Origin of the sequence: Streptomyces sp. 1114.5 (assembly GCF_003635085.1) — a bacterium.
In the GTDB taxonomy this organism is placed as follows: Bacteria; Actinomycetota; Actinomycetes; order Streptomycetales; family Streptomycetaceae; genus Kitasatospora.
Map to the genome: position 1 here is coordinate 3,625,007 of NZ_RBXE01000001.1, position 18,337 is coordinate 3,643,343.

Sequence of the window (18,337 nt, forward strand, 5' to 3'; positions counted from 1 at the left end):
GCACTGACGGACGGGCCGCTTCGACGGACGGGCGGCCTCAGTGTTCGTGCGGCCCGGCACGGTGGACCGGGCCGTGGGCCTCGGCGCAGTGTTCGGCGGCGGTGTCGTCGTCGGCGGTGTCGTCGGGGGCGGTGATCTGCAGCAGGGCGCCCGCCTCGTCCTCGCCGACGTGGTCGACCTGGAGGGTGCTGTGGGTGATCCCGTACTCGTCGGCCAGCCGGCGCTGGAGCTGGCGCCGGACGGCGTGGCAGTCGCCGCCGGGGGTGACCAGGATGTGCGCGGACAGGGCCGGCTGGTTGGAGGTGATCTCCCAGATGTGCAGGTCGTGGATCTCCTCGACCAGCGGCTCGGTGACCATCCGGTCGGCGACCGTGTCCGGGTCGATGCCGGCCGGAGCGGCCTCCAGGAAGATCCGTCCGGAGTCGCGGACGAGCGCGATGCCGGCCTTGAGCATCAGGGCGACCACGATCAGCGAGGCAATGGCGTCGGCCCGGGCGAAGCCGGTGGTCAGGACGACCAGGCCGGCGATGGCGGTGGCGATGAACGCGTACAGGTCGGTGAGCACGTGCTGGAAGGCGCCCTCGACGTTCAGCGAGCTGCGGTTGGCCTTGGACATGCACCAGGTGGCGGCGAGGTTGACGACGATCCCGACCAGCGCGGTGACCAGCACCAGCGAGCCGGCGACCTCCGGCGGCGTGATCAGCCGGGTGACGGCCTCGTAGCCGAGCCAGGCCGACAGCACCAGCAGCGTCACCCCGTTGGCCTGGGCGGAGAGGATCTCGGCGCGCTTGAGGCCGTAGGTGTAGCCGCCGCGGGCCGGGCGGGCGGCGAGCCGCATCGCGATGAGCGCCAGCACGATGGAGGCGGCGTCGGTGAGCATGTGCGCCGCGTCGGAGATCAGCGCGAGGGACTGGGCGGCGAAGCCGACCGCGACCTCGCCGGCCATGAAGACGACGATCAGGGCGAGGGCGCTGAGCAGCCAGCGGCGGTCCGCGTCGGCGGCGACGCCGTGCGAGTGGCCCCCGTGCCCCCCGGGACCGTGCGCGTGGCCCCCGTGCGCGTGGCCACGCGAGTTCGTGTGGTCATGCGCATGATCATCGTGCGAGTGCTCGTGCCCGGCCATGGAAGTCCTCTCTGGGCGCACGGGTGGGAACAGGGGCGCGGCGCGACCGCCCTGCACCCGAAGTGAACCGCAGAATCGACAAAGATCCAAAGGCTGTACTGGTGACCGTTGTCGTTGCCGTTCGGGCGGCCGTACCCGGTGCAGGCCGCAGCCCCCCGGTCGGCGGAAGTCCCGTGTGCTCGCGCCCAGTTGTGCTAGCCCAGCGTGATTGCGTCCAGCGCGGCCGGGTCCGGTGCGGCGGCGTCCAGTTCCATCGCGTCCAGCACCGTGATGTCCAGCGCCGCGGCGGTGGCGGCCCGGACCAGGGCCCGCATCACCCGCAGGTCGTCCCCCTGCTCCGGATGCCACTGCACCCCCAGCGTGAAGCCCGGCCCCTCCACCGCCTCCACCGTCCCGTCCGGCGCGTGCGCGCTCACCCGCAGGCCCTTGCCGAGCCGGTCGACGGCCTGGTGGTGGAAGGTCGGCACGGACAGCTCGCTCTCCGGCAGCAGCCCGCCGAGCAGTGTCCCCGGCACCGGCCGCACCAGGTGCGACCCGTACCGCCCCGGGGAGCCGCGGTGCACGTCCACCGGCACCACGTCCGGCAGGTGCTGCACCAGCGTCCCCCCGCACACCACGTTCAGGACCTGCATCCCCCGGCAGACCCCCAGCAGCGGCATCCCCGCCGCCAGCGCGGCCCGCAGCAGGGCGACCTCCCAGGCGTCCCGCCGCGGCGAGTCCGCCTCGGTGGCCGGATGGGCGGGCGCCCCGTAGTACGCCGGGTCGATGTCCGGCCCGCCGGCGATGACCAGGGCGTCCAGCCGGGCCAGCACCTCCGGCGCGCGCTCCGGTGCGTCCGGCGGCAGCAGGACGGCGATACCGCCGGCGTCCTGGACGTACGCGGTGTACCGCTCGGGTACGAGGGCCACCGGGCGGTCCCGCCAGTCGCTCCAACTCGCGTCCACCAGGTAGGTGCTGACGCCGATCAAAGGCCTGCGATCCATGGCGGGCATTCTGCCCCCGAGCTGCCGGATCGACCGTCAGCCACGCGCATCGGCGCGCCACACCCGACCGCCCTCTTCCGCCCCACGAGTCGCAGGCCGTACGGTTCGCTGTGACCGCTTGATCTCGAAGAGTGATCGAGGAAGGAGGGTTCAGCCATGCCCGAGCACAACACCCCCGAGCACAACACCCCCGAGCACACCACCCCCCGGCCGCCGCTGACCCTGGACGAGCTGCGCACCCTGGTGGACGCCGGCGAGGTGCACACCGTCGCGCTCGCCTTCACCGACATGCAGGGCCGTCTGCAGGGCAAGCGCTTCGCCGCCCGGTTCTTCCTCGACGAGGTCGCCGAGCACGGTGCCGAGGCCTGCGACTACCTGCTGGCCGTGGACGTCGACCTGAACACCGTGGACGGCTACGCCTTCTCCTCCTGGGCCACCGGCTACGGCGACTTCGCGATGCGCCCCGACCTCGGCACCCTGCGGCTGACCCCCTGGCAGCCCGGCACCGCCCAGGTCACCGCCGACCTCGCCCGGCACGGCGGTCACCCCGTGGACGCCGCCCCGCGCCAACTGCTGCGCCGCCAGATCGCCCGGCTCGCCGAGTACGGCCTGGCCGCCGACATCGGCACCGAACTGGAGTTCCTGGTCTTCCGCGACACCTACGAGCAGGCCTGGCTCGGCGGCTACCGCGGCCTGACCCCGGCCAACCTCTACAACGTGGACTACTCGATGCTGGGCACCGCCCGGGTCGAGCCGCTGCTCTCCCGCATCCGCAACGAGATGGCCGGCGCCGGACTGGTCGTGGAGTCCGCCAAGGGCGAGTGCAACCTCGGCCAGCACGAGATCGCCTTCCGCTACGCCGACGCCCTCACCACCTGCGACCAGCACAGCGTCTACAAGACCGGGGCGAAGGAGATCGCCGCCCAACTCGGCTGCGCGCTCACCTTCATGGCCAAGTACGACGAGCGCGAGGGCAACAGCTGCCACATCCACCTCTCGCTGCGCGACGCCGTCGGCGCCCCCGCCTTCGCCGACCGGGACGGCCGGATGACCGACACCATGCGGCACTTCCTGGCCGGCCAGCTGGTCGCACTGCGCGAGTTCAGCGTGCTGTACGCCCCGAACATCAACTCCTACAAGCGCTACCGCCCGGGCTCCTTCGCCCCGACCGCCGTCGCCTGGGGCCGGGACAACCGCACCTGCGCCTACCGCGTGGTCGGCCACGGCCCCGGCCTGCGGATGGAGAACCGGGTGCCGGGCGGCGACGTCAACCCGTACCTCGCGGTGGCCGGGATGATCGCGGCCGGCCTGTACGGGCTGCAGCGCAAGCTGGAGCTGCCCGCACCCTGCCTGGGCAACGCGTACGCGGTGGAGGAGTACGCCCGGGTGCCCGGATCGCTGCGGGAGGCGGCCGACGCGTGGGCCGGGGGCGAACTGGCCCGGGAGGCCTTCGGCGACGACGTGGTCGAGCACTACCTGAACATGGCCCGGGTCGAACAGGCCGCGTACGACGGCTCCGTGACCGACTGGGAGCGCTACCGGTCCTTCGAACGGATGTGACGGATGTGGCGCGTGACGAACGGACGTGGAGGGTCGGCCCGATGAGCGAGAAGCACGCCGCGCAGGACGGGCCGGTCTGCCGCCGGCTGGTCGGCCGCACCGCCGTGGTCACCGGCGCGGGCAGCGGCATCGGCCTGGCCTCCGCCCGCCGGCTCGCCTCGGAGGGGGCGAAGGTGGTCTGCGCTGACCTCGACGAGGAGACCGGCCGGGCCGCCGCCAAGGAGGTCGGCGGGCTGTTCGTGCACACCGACGTCACCGACCCGTACATGGTCGAGGCGCTGTTCGACGAGGCGTACGAGACCTACGGCAGCGTGGACGTGGCGTTCAACAACGCGGGCATCTCGCTGCCGGAGGACGACTCGATCCTGACCACCGGGCTGGACGCCTGGCGCAGGGTCCAGGAGGCCGACCTGACCTCGGTGTACCTGTGTTGCAGGGCCGCCCTGCCGTACATGCGCCGACACGGGCGGGGCTCCGTCATCAACACCGCGAGCTTCGTGGCCCGGATGGGCGCGGCCACCTCGCAGATCTCGTACACCGCCGCCAAGGGCGGGGTGCTCGCGATGTCCCGGGAGCTGGGCGTGCAGTTCGCCCGGGAGGGGATCCGGGTCAACGCGCTCTCGCCGGGGCCGGTGGACACCCCGCTGCTGCGCGAGCTGTTCGCCGCGGACCCGGAGCGGGCGGCGCGGCGGCTGGTGCACATCCCGCTCGGCCGGTTCGCCCGGGCCGAGGAGATCGCCGCCGCGGTGGCCTTCCTGGCCAGTGACGACTCCTCCTTCATCACGGCGAGCGAGTTCCTGGTGGACGGCGGAATCTCGGGGGCGTACGTCACCCCGCCGTAAGCGGAGCGGGGGCGGGACGGGGGTGTGGCGGGGGCCTGGAAGGGCTTCTCACCGTAATCTCATCGAAAACCGGGGGAATTCCGTGCCGCGCTGATTTCGCGTTTATCCGGCTGCCTTTAGATTCTCTGCTGTGAGTGAGCAGATCCCCGCCGGGTGGTACCCGGACCCCAAGGACACCGTCGGCGAGCCGCGGGCGCAGCGGTGGTGGGACGGCAAGGGCTGGACGGCCGACACCCGGCCCGCCCCCTCGGACGCCCCGGAGCCGGCCGCGCAGGCACCGCAGGCCCCCGAGCCGGCCGCGCCGGGGACGGCCGAGCAGGCCACGGTGCTGGAGGGCGAGGTCCTGGAGAGCGGCCCGACCGTCCGCTACCCGGAGCCGCCGCCGTTCGGCACGGCCTACGGCTCGCCCGTCGCGCCACCGCCGCGCAAGGCTTGGCGCAAGCCGTCCAAGCTGGTCGTGGCGACCGCCGTCGCCGCCCTGCTCGGGCTGGGCGCCGGCTCGGGGATCACCTACCTCGCGATGGACGGGCACGGCGACCGTCCGAAGGCCTCCGCCCGGCAGGCCCCGCAGGGCGGGTACGGGCCCTGGGACGGCTTCCCGGGCTTCGGCGACCCCGGCGGCAACGGTGCGCCCGGCGGCAACGGTGCGCCCGGCGGCAACGGCGGCAAGGGCGGCAAGGGCGGCGGCAGCGGGGACGGCAAGGGCAGCGGCAAGTCCCGGCCCGGCGCCGGCCAGGCGATCGACGTGGTGAACCGGCTCACCCTGCCCGTCCCCTCCGGCTGGCAGGCCGGTACCTCCGGCGACGGCTACGCCATGATCACCGTCGGCTCGTACACCTGCGCGGACGGCACCGACAACTGCACCCTCGGCGGCGTGACCACCGGCCGGATCGACGGCGGCGGCACCGACGTCCAGGCGGCGGCCAACGCCGACATCGCCAAGGCCGCCAAGGAGTCGTACGGCGACATCACCGGGCACCAGGAGCTCAAGTCCGAGGCGGTCAAGGTCGACGGCCGGAACGGCTACCTGGTCCGCTGGAAGGTGGACGCACCCAAGGGCAACAACGGGTACGTGCAGACGGTGGTCTTCCCGTCCGCTGACGGCAAGGCACTGGTCTCGGTGCACTTCGGCTTCGACATCGCCGACAAGGCGCCGGACGTCGCGGTGATGGACACCATCGTCCAGGGCATCGCCGACTTCAAGGGCAAGATCCCGAGCATCCCCGGGCTGCCCGGCTCGGGTTCGGGATCGGGTTCCGGTTCCGGGGCCGACGGTACGGGAGGCACCGGGGGCACCACCACCTGAGCCCCGCGCTCCTCACACGGCGGCGGCCTACCCGGGACGTGAACCCCCGGGTGGGCCGCCGCCGTTCACGTTCAGGGTTCCCGCAGTGCCGCGGGAACCGGGCCGGACGGGGGTGTGGCCGGCCCGGTCCCGCGTCCGGCGTCAGGAGTCGCGTCGAACAGCCTCGACACGACGGCGCCGGAGCACCATGCCGGCCCAGCCGACGCCGATCGCGGCGGCACCGGCGAGCAGCAGCGGACCGGTGGCCGAGGTGCCGGCCACGGCCGCGGAGCTGGTCGGGGCGATCCGGCCCGCGGGGGCGTTCGGATCCCCGCCGTGGCCGTGGTGGGCGACGGTGGACCTGGGCGCGTCGGCCGCGATCTGGGCGTCGCTGGGCGCGGCCGGGGCCTCGGCGGCGAGCGCCGGGGCTGCAGCGCCGGAGGCCGAGCCGAAGTCGACGTCGGAACAGCTGTAGAACGCCTCCGGGCTGTCGCTGCGCTGCCAGATCATGTACAGCAGCTGACGGCCGGTGCGCTGCGGCAGCGTGCCCGAGTAGGTGTAGTAGCCGTTGGTGGCCGTGCGGTCGACCTGCACCCGGGCCACCGGGGTCGGGTCGAGGTCCGACCACTTCAGCGGCTTGGTGGGGTCGTAGCCCGGCTTGGTGAGGTAGACGGTCTGGGTGCCGAGGTGCGGCGCGGTGGTGCGGAACTGGAAGGTGAACGCGCCGGCCTTGACCGGGGTGGCCGGCCAGTCGGTGCGCGGCCAGTCCAGTGCGGCGTACTTGTCGCGGTTGGCCGAGCAGAGCCTGCCGTCCGGGATCAGCGCCTGGTGGTTGCCGTTGGCGTTGGCGATGTTGACCTCGTTCCAGTCGTACAGCGGCTGGGTGCCGCTCGCGGCGACGAGGTCCTTGCAGACCTGGGACACCGGGTGCTCGGGGCCCTCCGCGTAGCAGGCGGCGACCCGGCTGACGGGATTGGTCATCGTGCCGTGGGCACTGGCGGTACCGGCGGTGGTCGCGGCCACCGCGAGGACCGCGGCGCCGACCACGCCGACGGACAGGGCAGTTCGCTTGAGGGACATGGGGTGGGGACTCCTTGACCGTCGTTCCGGGCGAGTGTGGGGGAACGGGCACGCCTGCCCGCTCGGGGGTCGCCGGCCCGGTGCGCGACCCCCGGCCAGAGCGTAGGATTGGTCTGGACCATCGCGCAATAGTCGTGCGTGGAGCAGTTGTTGACGGGCCGTAGGCCCCAGAGCAGCACAAAGGCCCGATGAAAGGCCGGAGTTGGCTCTTCCATCGGGCCCTCTTAAGGCTCCGGAAAGGTCAGCGCTTCAGGTTGTGGATGATGCCGGCCTGGATCACGGTGTCGTTGTACGTCGATCCGCCGCCGTTGTGGGTGTTGGTGATGTAGTTCACGGTGGTCGCCTGCTCGGACACCTCCGGCTCGAACTCGTCGAGGATCGACCGGAGTTCGGTGACCATGGCCGGGTTCGCGGCCAGCAGTCGGCGGAGCTTCGGCGCCCACTCGCCCTGCGCGCTCCGGGCGGCGGACTCGCTGTCGCCCTCCTGCGCCGCGACCAGCTCGGCCTGGGTCTCGTCCAGCTCCTCGGAGACCGACTCCGCCCGGTGGCCGAACATCGCCGCGATGCGCGGCCTGACCCGCTCCCAGGCCGAGGTGACCATGAGGCCGGCCAGAACGGTCGCGCCCCTCGTTGCGATTTCCGTGATCTCGGCGTCCAATGCCACTCCCTCGCTCATGACGCAGTGTCGCCACCACGGTAGGGCAAGGCCGGACGGAGCGTCAGAGGAACGTCTTCCCCTCGCCCCGGTACGTCGGCACGGTCCGGACGACCCGGTCGCCCTCGATCAGGTGCAGCTCCGCGAAGCGCTCGCACAGCTCGCCCGCCTTGGCGTGCCGGAACCAGACCCGGTCGCCGATCAGCAGGTCGTCCGCGGCCGAGCCGAGCAGCGGGGTCTGCACCTCGCCGGCGCCCTCCATCGGGTCGTAGCGCAGGCCCGGCGGCAGGTACGGCACCGGGGAGCGGTCCGGGCCGGCCGCGCCGGAGGCCGGGTAGCCGCCGCCGAGCACCGTGACCACGCCGACGCCGGGGCGCCGCACCACCGGCTGGCCGAACAGGGCGGCCGGACGGCCCCGGAAGGCGCGGTAGTTGTCGAACAGCTGCGGCTGGTACAGCCCGGAGCCGGCCGCCACCTCGGTGACGGCGCGCTCGGCCACGGTGGACTCGACGCTGCCGGTACCGCCGCCGTTGACGAACTCCAGCTCGGCCACCTGCCGCAGCCGCCGGACCACCGCCGCGCGCCGCTCGGCCAGTTCGGCCCGGGACCTGGCCTGCATCAGCCGGACCAGCTGCGAGCGCACCGGCCGTGCGGGTACCCGGTCGCCCACCCCGGCGACGTGCCCCTCGTACGCCATCAGGCCGACCACCCGGAAGCCCGGGCGCCGTTGGACGAGTTCGGCGAAGGCGCCCAGGTCCTCGGGGGTGCGCAGCGGCGAGCGGCGGGCGCCGACCCGGACCCGTCCGCCGAGCAGGTGCAGGGCGGTGTCCAGCTCCAGGCAGACCCGGACCTCGGCGTCGCCGCCCCGGGCCTTGTCGATCAGGTCCAGCTGGGCCGGGTCGTCCAGGACGACGGTGATCTCCCGGGCGAGTTGCGGGTCGGCGGTCAGTTCGGCGAAGCCGGTCCGGTCGGCGGAGGGATAGGCGAGCAGGATGTCGCGGAAGCCCGAGCGGGCGAGCCAGAGCGACTCGTCCAGGGTGAAGCCCATCACCCCGGCGAAGCCGTCCGTGGCCAGCACCCGCTCCAGCAGGGCCCGGCAGCGCACCGACTTGCTGGCCACCCGGACCGGCTTGCCGCCCGCTCGGCGCACCAGGTCGGCGGCGTTGGCGTCGAAGGCGGCGAGGTCCACGACGGCGACCGGTCCGTCCAGGTGGGCGGTGGCCCGGTCGTACCGGAGGCGGTCGGAGACCGGGGCGGGCGCGGGTGCGTCGAGGATCACCATGGCCGCAGGGTGCCACAGCGGGCTACCGGGGGGTAGGGGGTGCGCGCAGCGAAATGGGGCCGGTCGGGTGCAGTGGCATAGGGTCGGCGGGTGGACCGCAAAGACTTCTCCAACCCGGCGTTCGTCGGCAAGAACATCCCGAACCCCGGCTTCGGCGACGACGACGGCACGGCCGATCCGGCGCTCGCCGAGGCGCTCGCCCGCTGGTCGCAGGACCGTACGGCGGAGCCCGGGGTGCTGGCGGCGCTGACCCCGACCCGGCTGATGGTCCCGATCGTCGCGCTCCTCGGCGAGGTCGAGGTGGACGAGCACGGGCACAAGCACGACAAGAGCAGCGACATGGCCGTCCCGGTGCTGGAGGCCCCGGACGGGCGCCGGGCGCTGCCGGCCTTCACCTCGCTGGAGACGCTCGCTCGCTGGCGGGCCGACGCCCGCCCGGCGCCGGTGGCCGCCCCGCAGGCCGCGATGGTGGCCTTCTCGGAGCGGGCCGACACCCTGCTGATCGATCCGGCCGGCCCGGTGGCCTTCCAGCTGACCGGCGCCCGGCTGCGGGCGCTCGCGGAGAACCGCCCGTTCCTGCCGCCGGCCCGGGATCCCGAGGTGCGCGAGGCGGTCCGGGCACTGCTGGCAGCCGAGCCGCAGGTGGCCGCCGGGCTGCTGGCGCCCTCCGACAGCTCGGACGGGGTGCTCGCGGTGGTGTTCGACGCGGCGCTCGACCAGTCGGGGCTGCAGGCCGCCGCGCAGCGGGTCGGGCAGGCGGTGGCCGCCGACCCGGTACTGCGGGTGCGGCTGGACCGGGGCCTGGACCTCGCGGTGCTGCCGGCGAGCGCCGAGCTGCCGGGGGAGCCGCTGTACCGGCGCTAGGACAGGCCCTGGGAGACGCCGAAGGGCCACCTGCCCGGATGGGTGAGGTGGCCCTTCTCGCAGGTTCTCAGGCGTAGACCGGCCCGGTGAACTTCTCGCCCGGGCCCGCGCCCGGCGCGTCCGGGACGAGGGAGGCCTCGCGGAAGGCGAGCTGCAGCGAGCGCAGCCCGTCCCGCAGCGGGGCGGCGTGGAAGTTGCTGATCTCCGGGGCGCCGGCGGTGACCAGCCCGGCCAGCGCGGTGATCAGCTTGCGGGCCTCGTCCAGATCCTTGTCCTTCTCGCCGCCCTCGGCGAGACCGCACTTGACGGCGGCCGCGCTCATCAGGTGCACGGCGACGGTGGTGATCACCTCGACGGCCGGGACCTCGGCGATGTCGCGGGTGAGGTCGTCGAAGCCGATCGCGTCGTCGTCCGCGCCGGGGGTCTGGGTGGGCTCGCTGCTCAAGAGGGGCTCGTTCCTTCGTGCCAAGTGGGTACAGGTGGAGCGTACAAGGGCTCCGGAACGCGCCGGAAAGGCAGTGCGCGGGGGCGGAATAGCGTTCGACGGCGCGACGCTGTAAGCTTCGAGACTGACCGGCCGGGATCCCGCATGGGCGCCTGGCCAGCAAGTGGAGGCTCCACTGAGGAGGCCCGAGAGGGCAACCGCGAAAGTCTCCCACCTGATCGACTTCGCGGTCGACGGGTCCCGGTCCGCGACGGGCGCTCTGGCGCCGAGTCGCCGCAGCGCCCCTCACCGGGCGCCGCCCCCGGTTGTGTGGAGCCCCGCTTGTACCGAGCGGGGCTTTTTTCGTGTCGCGGGTGCACACGGTGCCGGAGGGTGCCGGGCAGCGCAGCACGAATGAAGCCCCGCCCAGTGGTCGAGTCCACTACGTGCGACCGCCGTCCGACGGCCGCATCGCAGAAGGTGCAACCGAGGAGGCCCCATCAGCACCGAGCCCCGCATCAACGACCGGATTCGCGTCCCCGAGGTGCGACTCGTCGGTCCCAGCGGCGAGCAGGTCGGCATCGTGCCGCTTGCCAAGGCGCTGGAGCTTGCGCAGGAGTACGACCTCGACCTGGTCGAGGTCGCGGCGACCGCCCGGCCGCCGGTGTGCAAGCTCATGGACTACGGCAAGTTCAAGTACGAGTCGGCCATGAAGGCCCGTGAGGCGCGCAAGAACCAGGCGCACACGGTCATCAAGGAGATGAAGCTCCGGCCGAAGATCGACCCGCACGACTATGACACCAAGAAGGGTCACGTCGTTCGGTTCCTCAAGCAGGGCGACAAGGTCAAGATCACGATCATGTTCCGCGGTCGTGAGCAGTCCCGCCCCGAGCTGGGCTTCCGCCTGCTGCAGCGGCTCGCCGACGACGTCCAGGACCTGGGCTTCGTCGAGTCCTCGCCGAAGCAGGACGGCCGTAACATGATCATGGTTCTTGGCCCGCACAAGAAGAAGACCGAGGCGATGGCCGAGGCCCGCGCCCTCGCGGACGCCCGCAAGGCCGAGCGTCAGGGCCGCACCCCCGGCTCCGACGCCGCCCCCGCGGACGACGACGCGGTGGCCGAGGACCTGGTGACCGAGGACGCCGAGACCGAGGCGCAGGACGCCCCGGCCGAGGCGCCGGCCACCGAGGCCGAGGCTCCGGTCGAGCAGCCGGCCGCCTCCCAGGGCGCCTGAGCCTTCACCGGCTCGGGCAGTCCGGGGGACCGGCCCCCAAGGTGACGGGGCAGCCCGCCCGGTCACCGCAGATCCATCCAGTTCACGCCCGCGTGGCACGCGCCGCGCGGGCGCGAACGGGACCGACGAGGAGATACGGCGAAATGCCGAAGCAGAAGACGCACAGTGGCGCCAGCAAGCGCTTCAAGATCAGTGGCTCTGGCAAGGTGCTGCGCGAGCGCGCCGGCCGCCGCCACCTCCTGGAGCACAAGCCCTCGACGCTGACCCGCAAGCTGGCCGGGACGATCGAGCTGGCCCCCGCTGACGCCAAGAAGATCAAGAAGCTTCTCGGCAAGTGATCGCCCTCCCGCCCGGCGCGAGCCGTGAGCGGGGCAGCTGATCCTTCCCGACCCATTCGAATGACGGACCACGTGAAGTAGTCCGTGGTCCAACCCAAGGAGTAATCAAGTGGCACGCGTCAAGCGGGCAGTCAACGCCCACAAGAAGCGCCGGGTCATCCTGGAGCGCGCCAGCGGCTACCGTGGCCAGCGTTCGCGCCTGTACCGCAAGGCCAAGGAGCAGGTCACCCACTCGCTGGTCTACAACTTCAACGACCGCAAGAAGCGCAAGGGCGACTTCCGTCAGCTGTGGATCCAGCGCATCAACGCTGCGGCCCGTGCCAACGGCATCACCTACAACCGCTTCGTGCAGGGCCTGAAGGCCGCCAGCGTCGAGATCGACCGCAAGATGCTGGCCGACCTGGCCGTCAACGACCCGGGTGCGTTCGCCTCCCTGGTCGAGGTCGCCCAGAAGGCGCTGCCGGCCGACGTGAACGCCCCGAAGGCCGCCGCGGACGCCGCCTGATCTTCCGAGATCGGTTGAGCTCTGACCGGACCCGCAGGCTCTCCTGCGGGTCCGGTTCTGCATTCCAGCCCCTCAGCGACCTCCGTCCGCCAGCGCCTCCAGAGAACGAGACCATGCCGAGCACCGACACCCCCCTGCTGACCTCCCTGCGCTCGCCGCGCGTCGTGGCCGCCCGCCGGCTGGCCAAGCGCAACCAGCGGACCAAGGAGCGCCGCTTCCTGGCCGAGGGCCCGCAGGCCGTCCGGGAGGCCATCGCGTTCGGCAGGCTGCCGGGCACGGCCGAGCACGCCGTGGTGGAGGTGTACGTGGGGCCGGACGCCGCCGAGCGGCACGCGGACATCGTCGAGGCCGCCCTCGCCGAGGGGCTGCCGGTGCTGACCGCCACCGACGAGGTCATCGCCGGGATCTGCGACACCGTGACCCCGCAGGGCATCGTGGCGCTCTGCCGCTTCATCGACACCCCCTTCGACGAGGTGCTCAAGGCCCGCCCGCGGCTGGTCGCGATCCTCGCCCACGTGCGCGACCCCGGCAACGCCGGCACCGTGCTGCGCACCGCCGACGCGGCCGGGGCGGACGCGGTGGTGCTCACCGACGCCTCGGTGGACCTCTACAACCCGAAGGCCGTCCGGGCCTCCGTGGGCAGCCTCTTCCACCTGCCGGTGGCCGTCGGCGTGCCGGTCGAGGAGGCCGTCGGCAGGCTGCGCGAGGCCGGCGTCCGGGTGCTCGCTGCGGACGGCGCGGGGGAGCGCGACCTGGACCAGGAACTGGACGAGGGCACCCTGGGCGCACCCGGCGCGTGGGTGTTCGGCAACGAGGCGTGGGGGCTCCCGGAGGAGACCCGCGCGCTCACCGACGAGGTCGTGCGCGTCCCGATCCACGGCCACGCCGAGAGCCTCAACCTGGCCACCGCCGCCGCCGTCTGCCTGTACGCCTCCGCCCGGGCGCAGCGCTCCCCGGGCGGCTGCCGCTCGAACGCCTGACCGGGCGCGTGCGGATCACCCGTTGCAAGCCCTACTGCCTGGGCCTGGGAGGCGCTAGGGTCTGCCTCGGTGGGGGGAACGGCACGGTGGGTAATCGGGGAGGCAACCCATGGTCGGCAGCGGGCCCGAGCTCGACCCGGACGACCTTCCGGACGGCCTGGTGGTCGCCGACGGGCTGGGCCGGGTGGTCTGCTTCAACCGGGCCGCGGCCCGGCTCACCGGCGTGTCCCCGGAGGCCGCGCTCGGCCACGAGCTGGAGGACGTCCTCCCGCTGGAGGACCTGGACGGCCGGCGCTGGTGGCAGCTGACCGACCCGTACGGCGGCCTGGCCACCCGCACCCGCCAGCCGGAGCGCAACCTGCTGCTGCCCGGCGGCCGCGAGGTGCTGGTCTCCGCCCGGTACGTCCGTACGGAGCCGTGCGGGCGGCTGGAGCGCCTGGTGATCGCCCTGCGCGGCACCGAGGCCCGGCGCCGCACCGAGCGCAGCCACGCCGAGCTGATCGCCACCGTCGCGCACGAGCTGCGCTCGCCGCTGACCAGTGTCAAGGGCTTCACGGCGACGCTGCTGGCCAAGTGGGAGCGGTTCACCGACGGGCAGAAGCGGCTGATGCTGGAGACCGTGGACGCCGACGCCGACCGGGTCACCCGGCTGATCGCCGAGCTGCTGGACATCTCCCGGATCGACGCCGGCCGGCTGGAGCTGCGCAAGCAGGTGGTGGACCTGGCCGCGGCGGTGCGCCGGCACGTCGAGCGCAAGGTCGCCACCGGAATCCCCGAGGAGCGCTTCGACGTCCGGGTCAACGAGCCGCTGACCGTCCTGTGGGCCGACCCGGACAAGGTCGACCAGGTGCTCGCCAACCTGCTGGAAAATGCGGTGCGGCACGGTGAGGGAACTGTCACGATCGAGGTGGCACCGGCCAAGGAGGTCGTCGAGGCGCCCGTCTGGGAGCGCTCCGGCACCCCGCCCCGCATCGTGGAAGGCACAGCGGTCACCGTGAGCGACGAAGGTAGCGGCATTCCCGAGGAGTCGATGCCGCGCGTCTTCACCCGGTTCTGGCGCGGTTCCAAGCGCGGCGGCACGGGCCTGGGCCTCTACATCGTCAAGGGCATCGTGGAGGCGCACGGCGGCTCGATCCGCGTCGACCGCGCACCCGGCGGCGGCGCCCGGTTCCGATTTATCCTGCCCGCCGGCATTCCGGACTTCATGCTCTGACCTGTTCCGACAGGTCACGGAGGTCCCGCCGGACGGGCTTCGCGGCAGCCGCGCTACGCGCTGCGACTACACTCGACCTTTGGCGTCGCGCAACGCCCTGCGCGGCTGAGCCGCGGACACCCCCTCCCGTGAGCCTCCGGTGAACGGAGATCGGCTGCCCGTGCCTCCGGCCCCGCCGGGCGTGACGCGAAGGCGAGCCCACCCACCTGAGCACGGACGAGCAGGAGCACGGGAAAGATAGAGATGTCGGCACCCAACAAGTCGTACGACCCGGTCGAGGTCGAGGCCCTCAAGCCCGAGGTGGTGGAGCAGGCGCGGGACGAGGCCATCGCCGCCTTCGCCGCCGCCACCACCCTGGACGAGCTGAAGCAGGCCAAGGTCGCCCACACCGGCGACCGGTCCCCGCTCTCGCTCGCCAACCGCGAGATCGGCGCCCTGCCCCCGCACGCCAAGGCCGCCGCCGGCAAGATGATCGGCGAGGCCCGCGGACGGGTCGGCAAGGCCCACGCCGTCCGCCAGGCCGAGCTGGAGGCGGAGCGGGACGCCCGCGTGCTGGTCGAGGAGGCGGTGGACGTCACGCTGCCGTACGACCGCACCCCGCGCGGCGCCCGGCACCCGCTGACCACCATGGCCGAGCGCATCGAGGACACCTTCGTGGCCATGGGCTACCAGGTCGCCGAGGGCCCCGAGGTCGAGGCCGAGTGGCTCAACTTCGACGCCCTCAACCTGGGCCCGGACCACCCGGCCCGGTCGATGCAGGACACCTTCTTCGTCCAGGCCCCGGACGGCTCCGCCGACTCCGGCGTGGTGCTGCGCACCCAGACCTCCCCGGTCCAGGCCCGCACCATGCTCGACCGCGAGCCCCCGCTGTACGTGGTCTGCCCCGGCCGGGTCTACCGGACGGACGAGCTGGACGCCACCCACACCCCGGTCTTCCGCCAGGTCGAGGGTCTCGCGGTGGACGAGGGCATCACCTTCGCCGACCTCAAGGGCACCATCGAGGTGCTGGTCGAGAAGCTGATCGGCGACCACCTCGAACTGCGCTGGCGCCCCTCGTACTTCCCGTTCACCGAGCCGTCGGCCGAGGTCGACCTGCAGTGCTTCGTGTGCCGCGGGGAGAGCGTCGGCAACCCGGACCGGCCGTGCCGCACCTGCTCCTCCGAGGGCTGGATCGAGCTCGGCGGCTGCGGCGTGGTCAACCCGCGGGTGCTGATCGCCTGCGGCGTCGACCCGAACCGCTACAGCGGCTTCGCCTTCGGCCTGGGCCTGGAGCGGATCCTGATGAATCGTCACAACGTCGCCGACATGCGCGACATGGTCGAGGGTGACGTGCGCTTCACCCTCCCGTTCGGGATGGAGATCTGATGCGCGTCCCGCTTTCCTGGCTGCGCGAGTACGTCGACCTGCCGGCCGGCGAGACCGGCCGTGACGTCGCGGAGCGCCTGGTCCGGGCCGGCCTGGAGGTCGAGACCGTCGAGCAGCTCGGCGGCGAGCTCAAGGGCCCGCTGGTGGTCGGCGAGGTGCTCTCCATCGAGGAGCTGACCGGCTTCAAGAAGCCGATCCGGCACTGCTTCGTCAACGTCGGCGACGCCAACGGCACCGGCGAGCCGCAGGAGATCGTCTGCGGCGCGACCAACTTCGCGGTCGGCGACAAGGTCGTCGTCGTGCTCCCCGGCGCCGTGCTGCCCGGCCCCTTCCCGATCGCCGCCCGCCAGACCTACGGCCACACCTCGGCCGGCATGATCTGCTCCGCCCGGGAGCTGGGCATGGGCGACGACCACAGCGGCATCATCGTGCTCCCGCCGGAGTACGAGCCCGGCACCGACGCCATCGAGCTGCTTCAGCTCGTCGACGAGGTGCTCGACATCGCCGTCACCCCGGACCGCGGCTACTGCCTGTCCATGCGCGGCGTGGCCCGCGAGGCCGCCGCCGCGTACGGTCTGCCGCTGGCCGACCCGGCGCTGCTCGACGTGCCGCCGGCCAACTCCTTCGGCTACCTGGTCAAGGTCAACGACCCGGCCGGCTGCGACCGCTTCGTGGCCCGGACGGTCGTCGGCGTCGACCCGAACGCCAAGTCCCCGATCTGGCTGCAGCGCCGCCTGCAGAAGGCCGGGATCCGCCCGATCTCACTGACCGTCGACATCACCAACTACGTGATGCTGGAGGTCGGCCAGCCGCTGCACGCCTACGACAAGCAGCGCGTGAACGGCCCGATCACGGTCCGCCGGGCGGAGGAGGGCGAGACCCTCACCACCCTCGACGGTGTGGAGCGCAAGCTCTCCGCCGAGGACCTGCTGATCTGTGACAACAGCGGCCCGATCGGCCTGGCCGGCGTGATGGGCGGCGCCTCCACCGAGATCCTCGACCCGGCCGCCGGCCCGGGCACCACCGAGGTGATCATCGAGGCGGCGCACTTCGACCCGGTCGCCATCGCCCGCACCGCCAAGCGGCACAAGCTGCCCTCCGAGGCGTCCAAGCGCTTCGAGCGCGGCGTCGACCCGGAGGCCGCCCGCGCCGCCGCGCAGCGCGCCGTCGACCTGCTCGTGCTGATCGCAGGCGGCACCGCCGAGGCCGGGGTCACCGACATCGCCGGCCCGCACCCGGTGCGCACCATCACCATCGCCGCCGACCTGCCCGACCGGGTGGCCGGCACCGAGTACGGCCGCGAGACCGTCACCCGGCGCCTGCAGGAAGTCGGCTGCGCGGTCGCCGGTGCGGACGTCCTGGAGGTCACCCCGCCGAGCTGGCGCCCCGACCTCACCGACCCGTACGACCTCGCGGAGGAGGTCATCCGGCTGGAGGGCTACGACAACGTCCCCGCCCGGATGCCCAACGTGCCGCCGGGCAAGGGCCTGACCGAGGACCAGCGGGTCAACCGCCGGATCGGCGTCGCGCTGGCCGCGGCCGGCTACGTCGAGGTCAACAACTACCCGTTCCTCGGCGACGCCGCCTGGGAGGCGCTCGGCCTGGAGGCGGACGACCGCCGCCGCCGTACGGTGAAGCTGGTCAACCCGCTCAACGACGAGGAGCCGGCGCTGCGCACCACGCTGCTGCCGGGCCTGCTCGGGGCGCTGCGCCGCAACGTCGGCCGCGGCAACACCGACCTGGCGATCTTCGAGGCGGGCACCGTCTTCCTGCCCAAGGACGAGCTGCGGGTCGCCCCGCGTCCGGCCGTCGACCACCGGCCCAGCGACGAGGAGCTGGCCGAGCTGGACGCCGCGCTGCCGGACCAGCCGCGCCGGATCGCCGTCGCCCTCGCGGGCGAGCGGCTGCCCTCGGGCTGGTGGGGCAAGGGAGACCAGGCCTCCTGGGCGGACGCCGTCGAGGCGGCCCGTACGGTGGCCCGTGCGGCCGGCGTCGAGCTGACCGTCCGCCAGGGGCAGCTGGCGCCCTGGCACCCGGGCCGCTGCGCCGAGCTGGTCGTGGCCGGCACCGACCGGGTCGTCGGCCACGCCGGTGAGCTGCACCCGCGGGTGGTCAAGGCGCTCGGGCTGCCGGCCCGCAGTGTCGCGATGGAGATCGACATCGACCTGCTGACCGCCGACGGTGCCGAGCGGGTCAGCGGCCCGACCGTCTCCGGCTTCCCGGTGGCCACCCAGGACGTCGCGCTGATCGTCGACACCAAGGTCCCGGCCGCCGACGTGGAGTCCGCGCTGCGTGCGGGCGCCGGCGAACTGCTGGAGGCCATCCGGCTGTTCGACGTGTTCACCGGCGAGCAGATCGGTGAGGGCAAGAAGTCGCTGGCCTACGCGCTGCGCTTCCGCGCCGTCGACCGGACGCTGACCGCCGACGAGGCCAGCGCGGCCCGCGAGGCGGCCGTCGCCGAGGCCGTCACCCGTACGGGCGCGGTGCTGCGCGGCGCCTGATCGCGTAGCGCCCTGCCAGGGGCCCCACTCCGGACCGAGAGGTCGGGGTGGGGCCCTTTGCATGTTCCGGATTTGACGGTGTCTTGGGTTGACCGGACATCAG

At 73.0% G+C, this 18,337-nt stretch carries 17 protein-coding genes; 11 read left to right on the forward strand and 6 right to left on the reverse strand.

The features are described 5' to 3' along the window. Window positions 1–37: 37 nt before the first annotated feature. Together BX285_RS16200 and BX285_RS16205 are read right to left on the reverse strand one after the other, a co-directional pair. Window positions 38–1,123 (reverse strand): cation diffusion facilitator family transporter, encoded by a 1,086-nt coding sequence (locus BX285_RS16200; RefSeq protein WP_121175508.1) that lies wholly within the window; start codon window positions 1,121–1,123, stop codon window positions 38–40. Window positions 1,124–1,317: 194 nt separating this feature from the next. Then, window positions 1,318–2,106: a gamma-glutamyl-gamma-aminobutyrate hydrolase family protein gene (locus tag BX285_RS16205; RefSeq protein WP_121177564.1), complete on the reverse strand. Its 789-nt coding sequence runs from the start codon at window positions 2,104–2,106 to the stop codon at window positions 1,318–1,320. A gap of 156 nt (window positions 2,107–2,262) precedes the next feature. Here BX285_RS16205 and BX285_RS16210 point away from each other — a divergent pair, with 156 nt between their 5' ends. The 3 genes from BX285_RS16210 (at window position 2,263) to BX285_RS16220 (ending at window position 5,814) form a co-directional block, all read left to right on the forward strand. After that, window positions 2,263–3,666 (forward strand): glutamine synthetase family protein, encoded by a 1,404-nt coding sequence (locus BX285_RS16210; RefSeq protein ID WP_121175509.1) that lies wholly within the window; start codon window positions 2,263–2,265, stop codon window positions 3,664–3,666. Between the two features lie 41 nt (window positions 3,667–3,707). Beyond that, complete coding sequence (locus tag BX285_RS16215) at window positions 3,708–4,508, forward strand: 3-oxoacyl-ACP reductase (RefSeq protein ID WP_121175510.1); 801 nt, start codon at window positions 3,708–3,710, stop codon at window positions 4,506–4,508. A gap of 130 nt (window positions 4,509–4,638) precedes the next feature. After that, entirely contained in the window at window positions 4,639–5,814 is a 1,176-nt protein-coding gene (locus BX285_RS16220; protein WP_097238628.1) for a DUF2510 domain-containing protein, read from the forward strand. A gap of 141 nt (window positions 5,815–5,955) precedes the next feature. Here the strand turns inward: BX285_RS16220 and BX285_RS16225 are convergent, their stop codons facing one another. The 3 genes from BX285_RS16225 to BX285_RS16235 form a co-directional block, all read right to left on the reverse strand. Continuing rightward, window positions 5,956–6,873 (reverse strand): lytic polysaccharide monooxygenase, encoded by a 918-nt coding sequence (locus tag BX285_RS16225; protein ID WP_121175511.1) that lies wholly within the window; start codon window positions 6,871–6,873, stop codon window positions 5,956–5,958. Window positions 6,874–7,114: 241 nt separating this feature from the next. Beyond that, on the reverse strand, window positions 7,115–7,549 hold the full coding sequence (locus BX285_RS16230; RefSeq protein WP_147465173.1) for a hypothetical protein: 435 nt from the start codon (window positions 7,547–7,549) through the stop codon (window positions 7,115–7,117). Between the two features lie 43 nt (window positions 7,550–7,592). Further along, entirely contained in the window at window positions 7,593–8,810 is a 1,218-nt protein-coding gene (locus tag BX285_RS16235) for an amino acid deaminase/aldolase (RefSeq protein WP_121175513.1), read from the reverse strand. Between the two features lie 90 nt (window positions 8,811–8,900). Here BX285_RS16235 and BX285_RS16240 point away from each other — a divergent pair, with 90 nt between their 5' ends. Further along, the gene (locus BX285_RS16240) at window positions 8,901–9,674 is read left to right on the forward strand and encodes an SseB family protein (RefSeq protein WP_121175514.1); all 774 of its coding nucleotides are present in this window, start codon (window positions 8,901–8,903) and stop codon (window positions 9,672–9,674) included. 67 nt (window positions 9,675–9,741) lie between these two features. Here BX285_RS16240 and BX285_RS16245 read toward each other — a convergent pair whose 3' ends face one another. Further along, a complete protein-coding gene (locus tag BX285_RS16245) occupies window positions 9,742–10,119 on the reverse strand; it encodes a DUF1844 domain-containing protein (protein ID WP_097238633.1) in 378 nt (125 codons plus the stop codon). Window positions 10,120–10,597: 478 nt separating this feature from the next. On the opposite strand from BX285_RS16245, the gene infC reads away from it, so the two are divergent. From infC to pheT, 7 genes are all read left to right on the forward strand, one after another. Then, window positions 10,598–11,332, forward strand: a complete 735-nt coding sequence (infC, locus tag BX285_RS16250) for a translation initiation factor IF-3 (protein ID WP_121175515.1) — start codon at window positions 10,598–10,600, stop codon at window positions 11,330–11,332. A 143-nt stretch (window positions 11,333–11,475) separates the two neighbouring features. Further along, entirely contained in the window at window positions 11,476–11,670 is a 195-nt protein-coding gene (gene rpmI, locus BX285_RS16255; RefSeq protein WP_045701618.1) for a 50S ribosomal protein L35, read from the forward strand. Window positions 11,671–11,779: 109 nt separating this feature from the next. After that, window positions 11,780–12,175: a 50S ribosomal protein L20 gene (gene rplT / locus BX285_RS16260; protein WP_030055649.1), complete on the forward strand. Its 396-nt coding sequence runs from the start codon at window positions 11,780–11,782 to the stop codon at window positions 12,173–12,175. A 113-nt stretch (window positions 12,176–12,288) separates the two neighbouring features. Beyond that, entirely contained in the window at window positions 12,289–13,155 is an 867-nt protein-coding gene (locus BX285_RS16265; RefSeq protein ID WP_097238635.1) for an RNA methyltransferase, read from the forward strand. Window positions 13,156–13,264: 109 nt separating this feature from the next. Continuing rightward, a complete protein-coding gene (locus BX285_RS16270; protein ID WP_097238636.1) occupies window positions 13,265–14,368 on the forward strand; it encodes an ATP-binding protein in 1,104 nt (367 codons plus the stop codon). Window positions 14,369–14,611: 243 nt separating this feature from the next. Continuing rightward, window positions 14,612–15,733: a phenylalanine--tRNA ligase subunit alpha gene (pheS, locus tag BX285_RS16275; protein ID WP_097238637.1), complete on the forward strand. Its 1,122-nt coding sequence runs from the start codon at window positions 14,612–14,614 to the stop codon at window positions 15,731–15,733. Then, entirely contained in the window at window positions 15,733–18,234 is a 2,502-nt protein-coding gene (gene pheT, locus BX285_RS16280) for a phenylalanine--tRNA ligase subunit beta (RefSeq protein ID WP_121175516.1), read from the forward strand. Before pheS ends, pheT begins: the two co-directional genes overlap by 1 nt. Window positions 18,235–18,337: the final 103 nt, after the last annotated feature.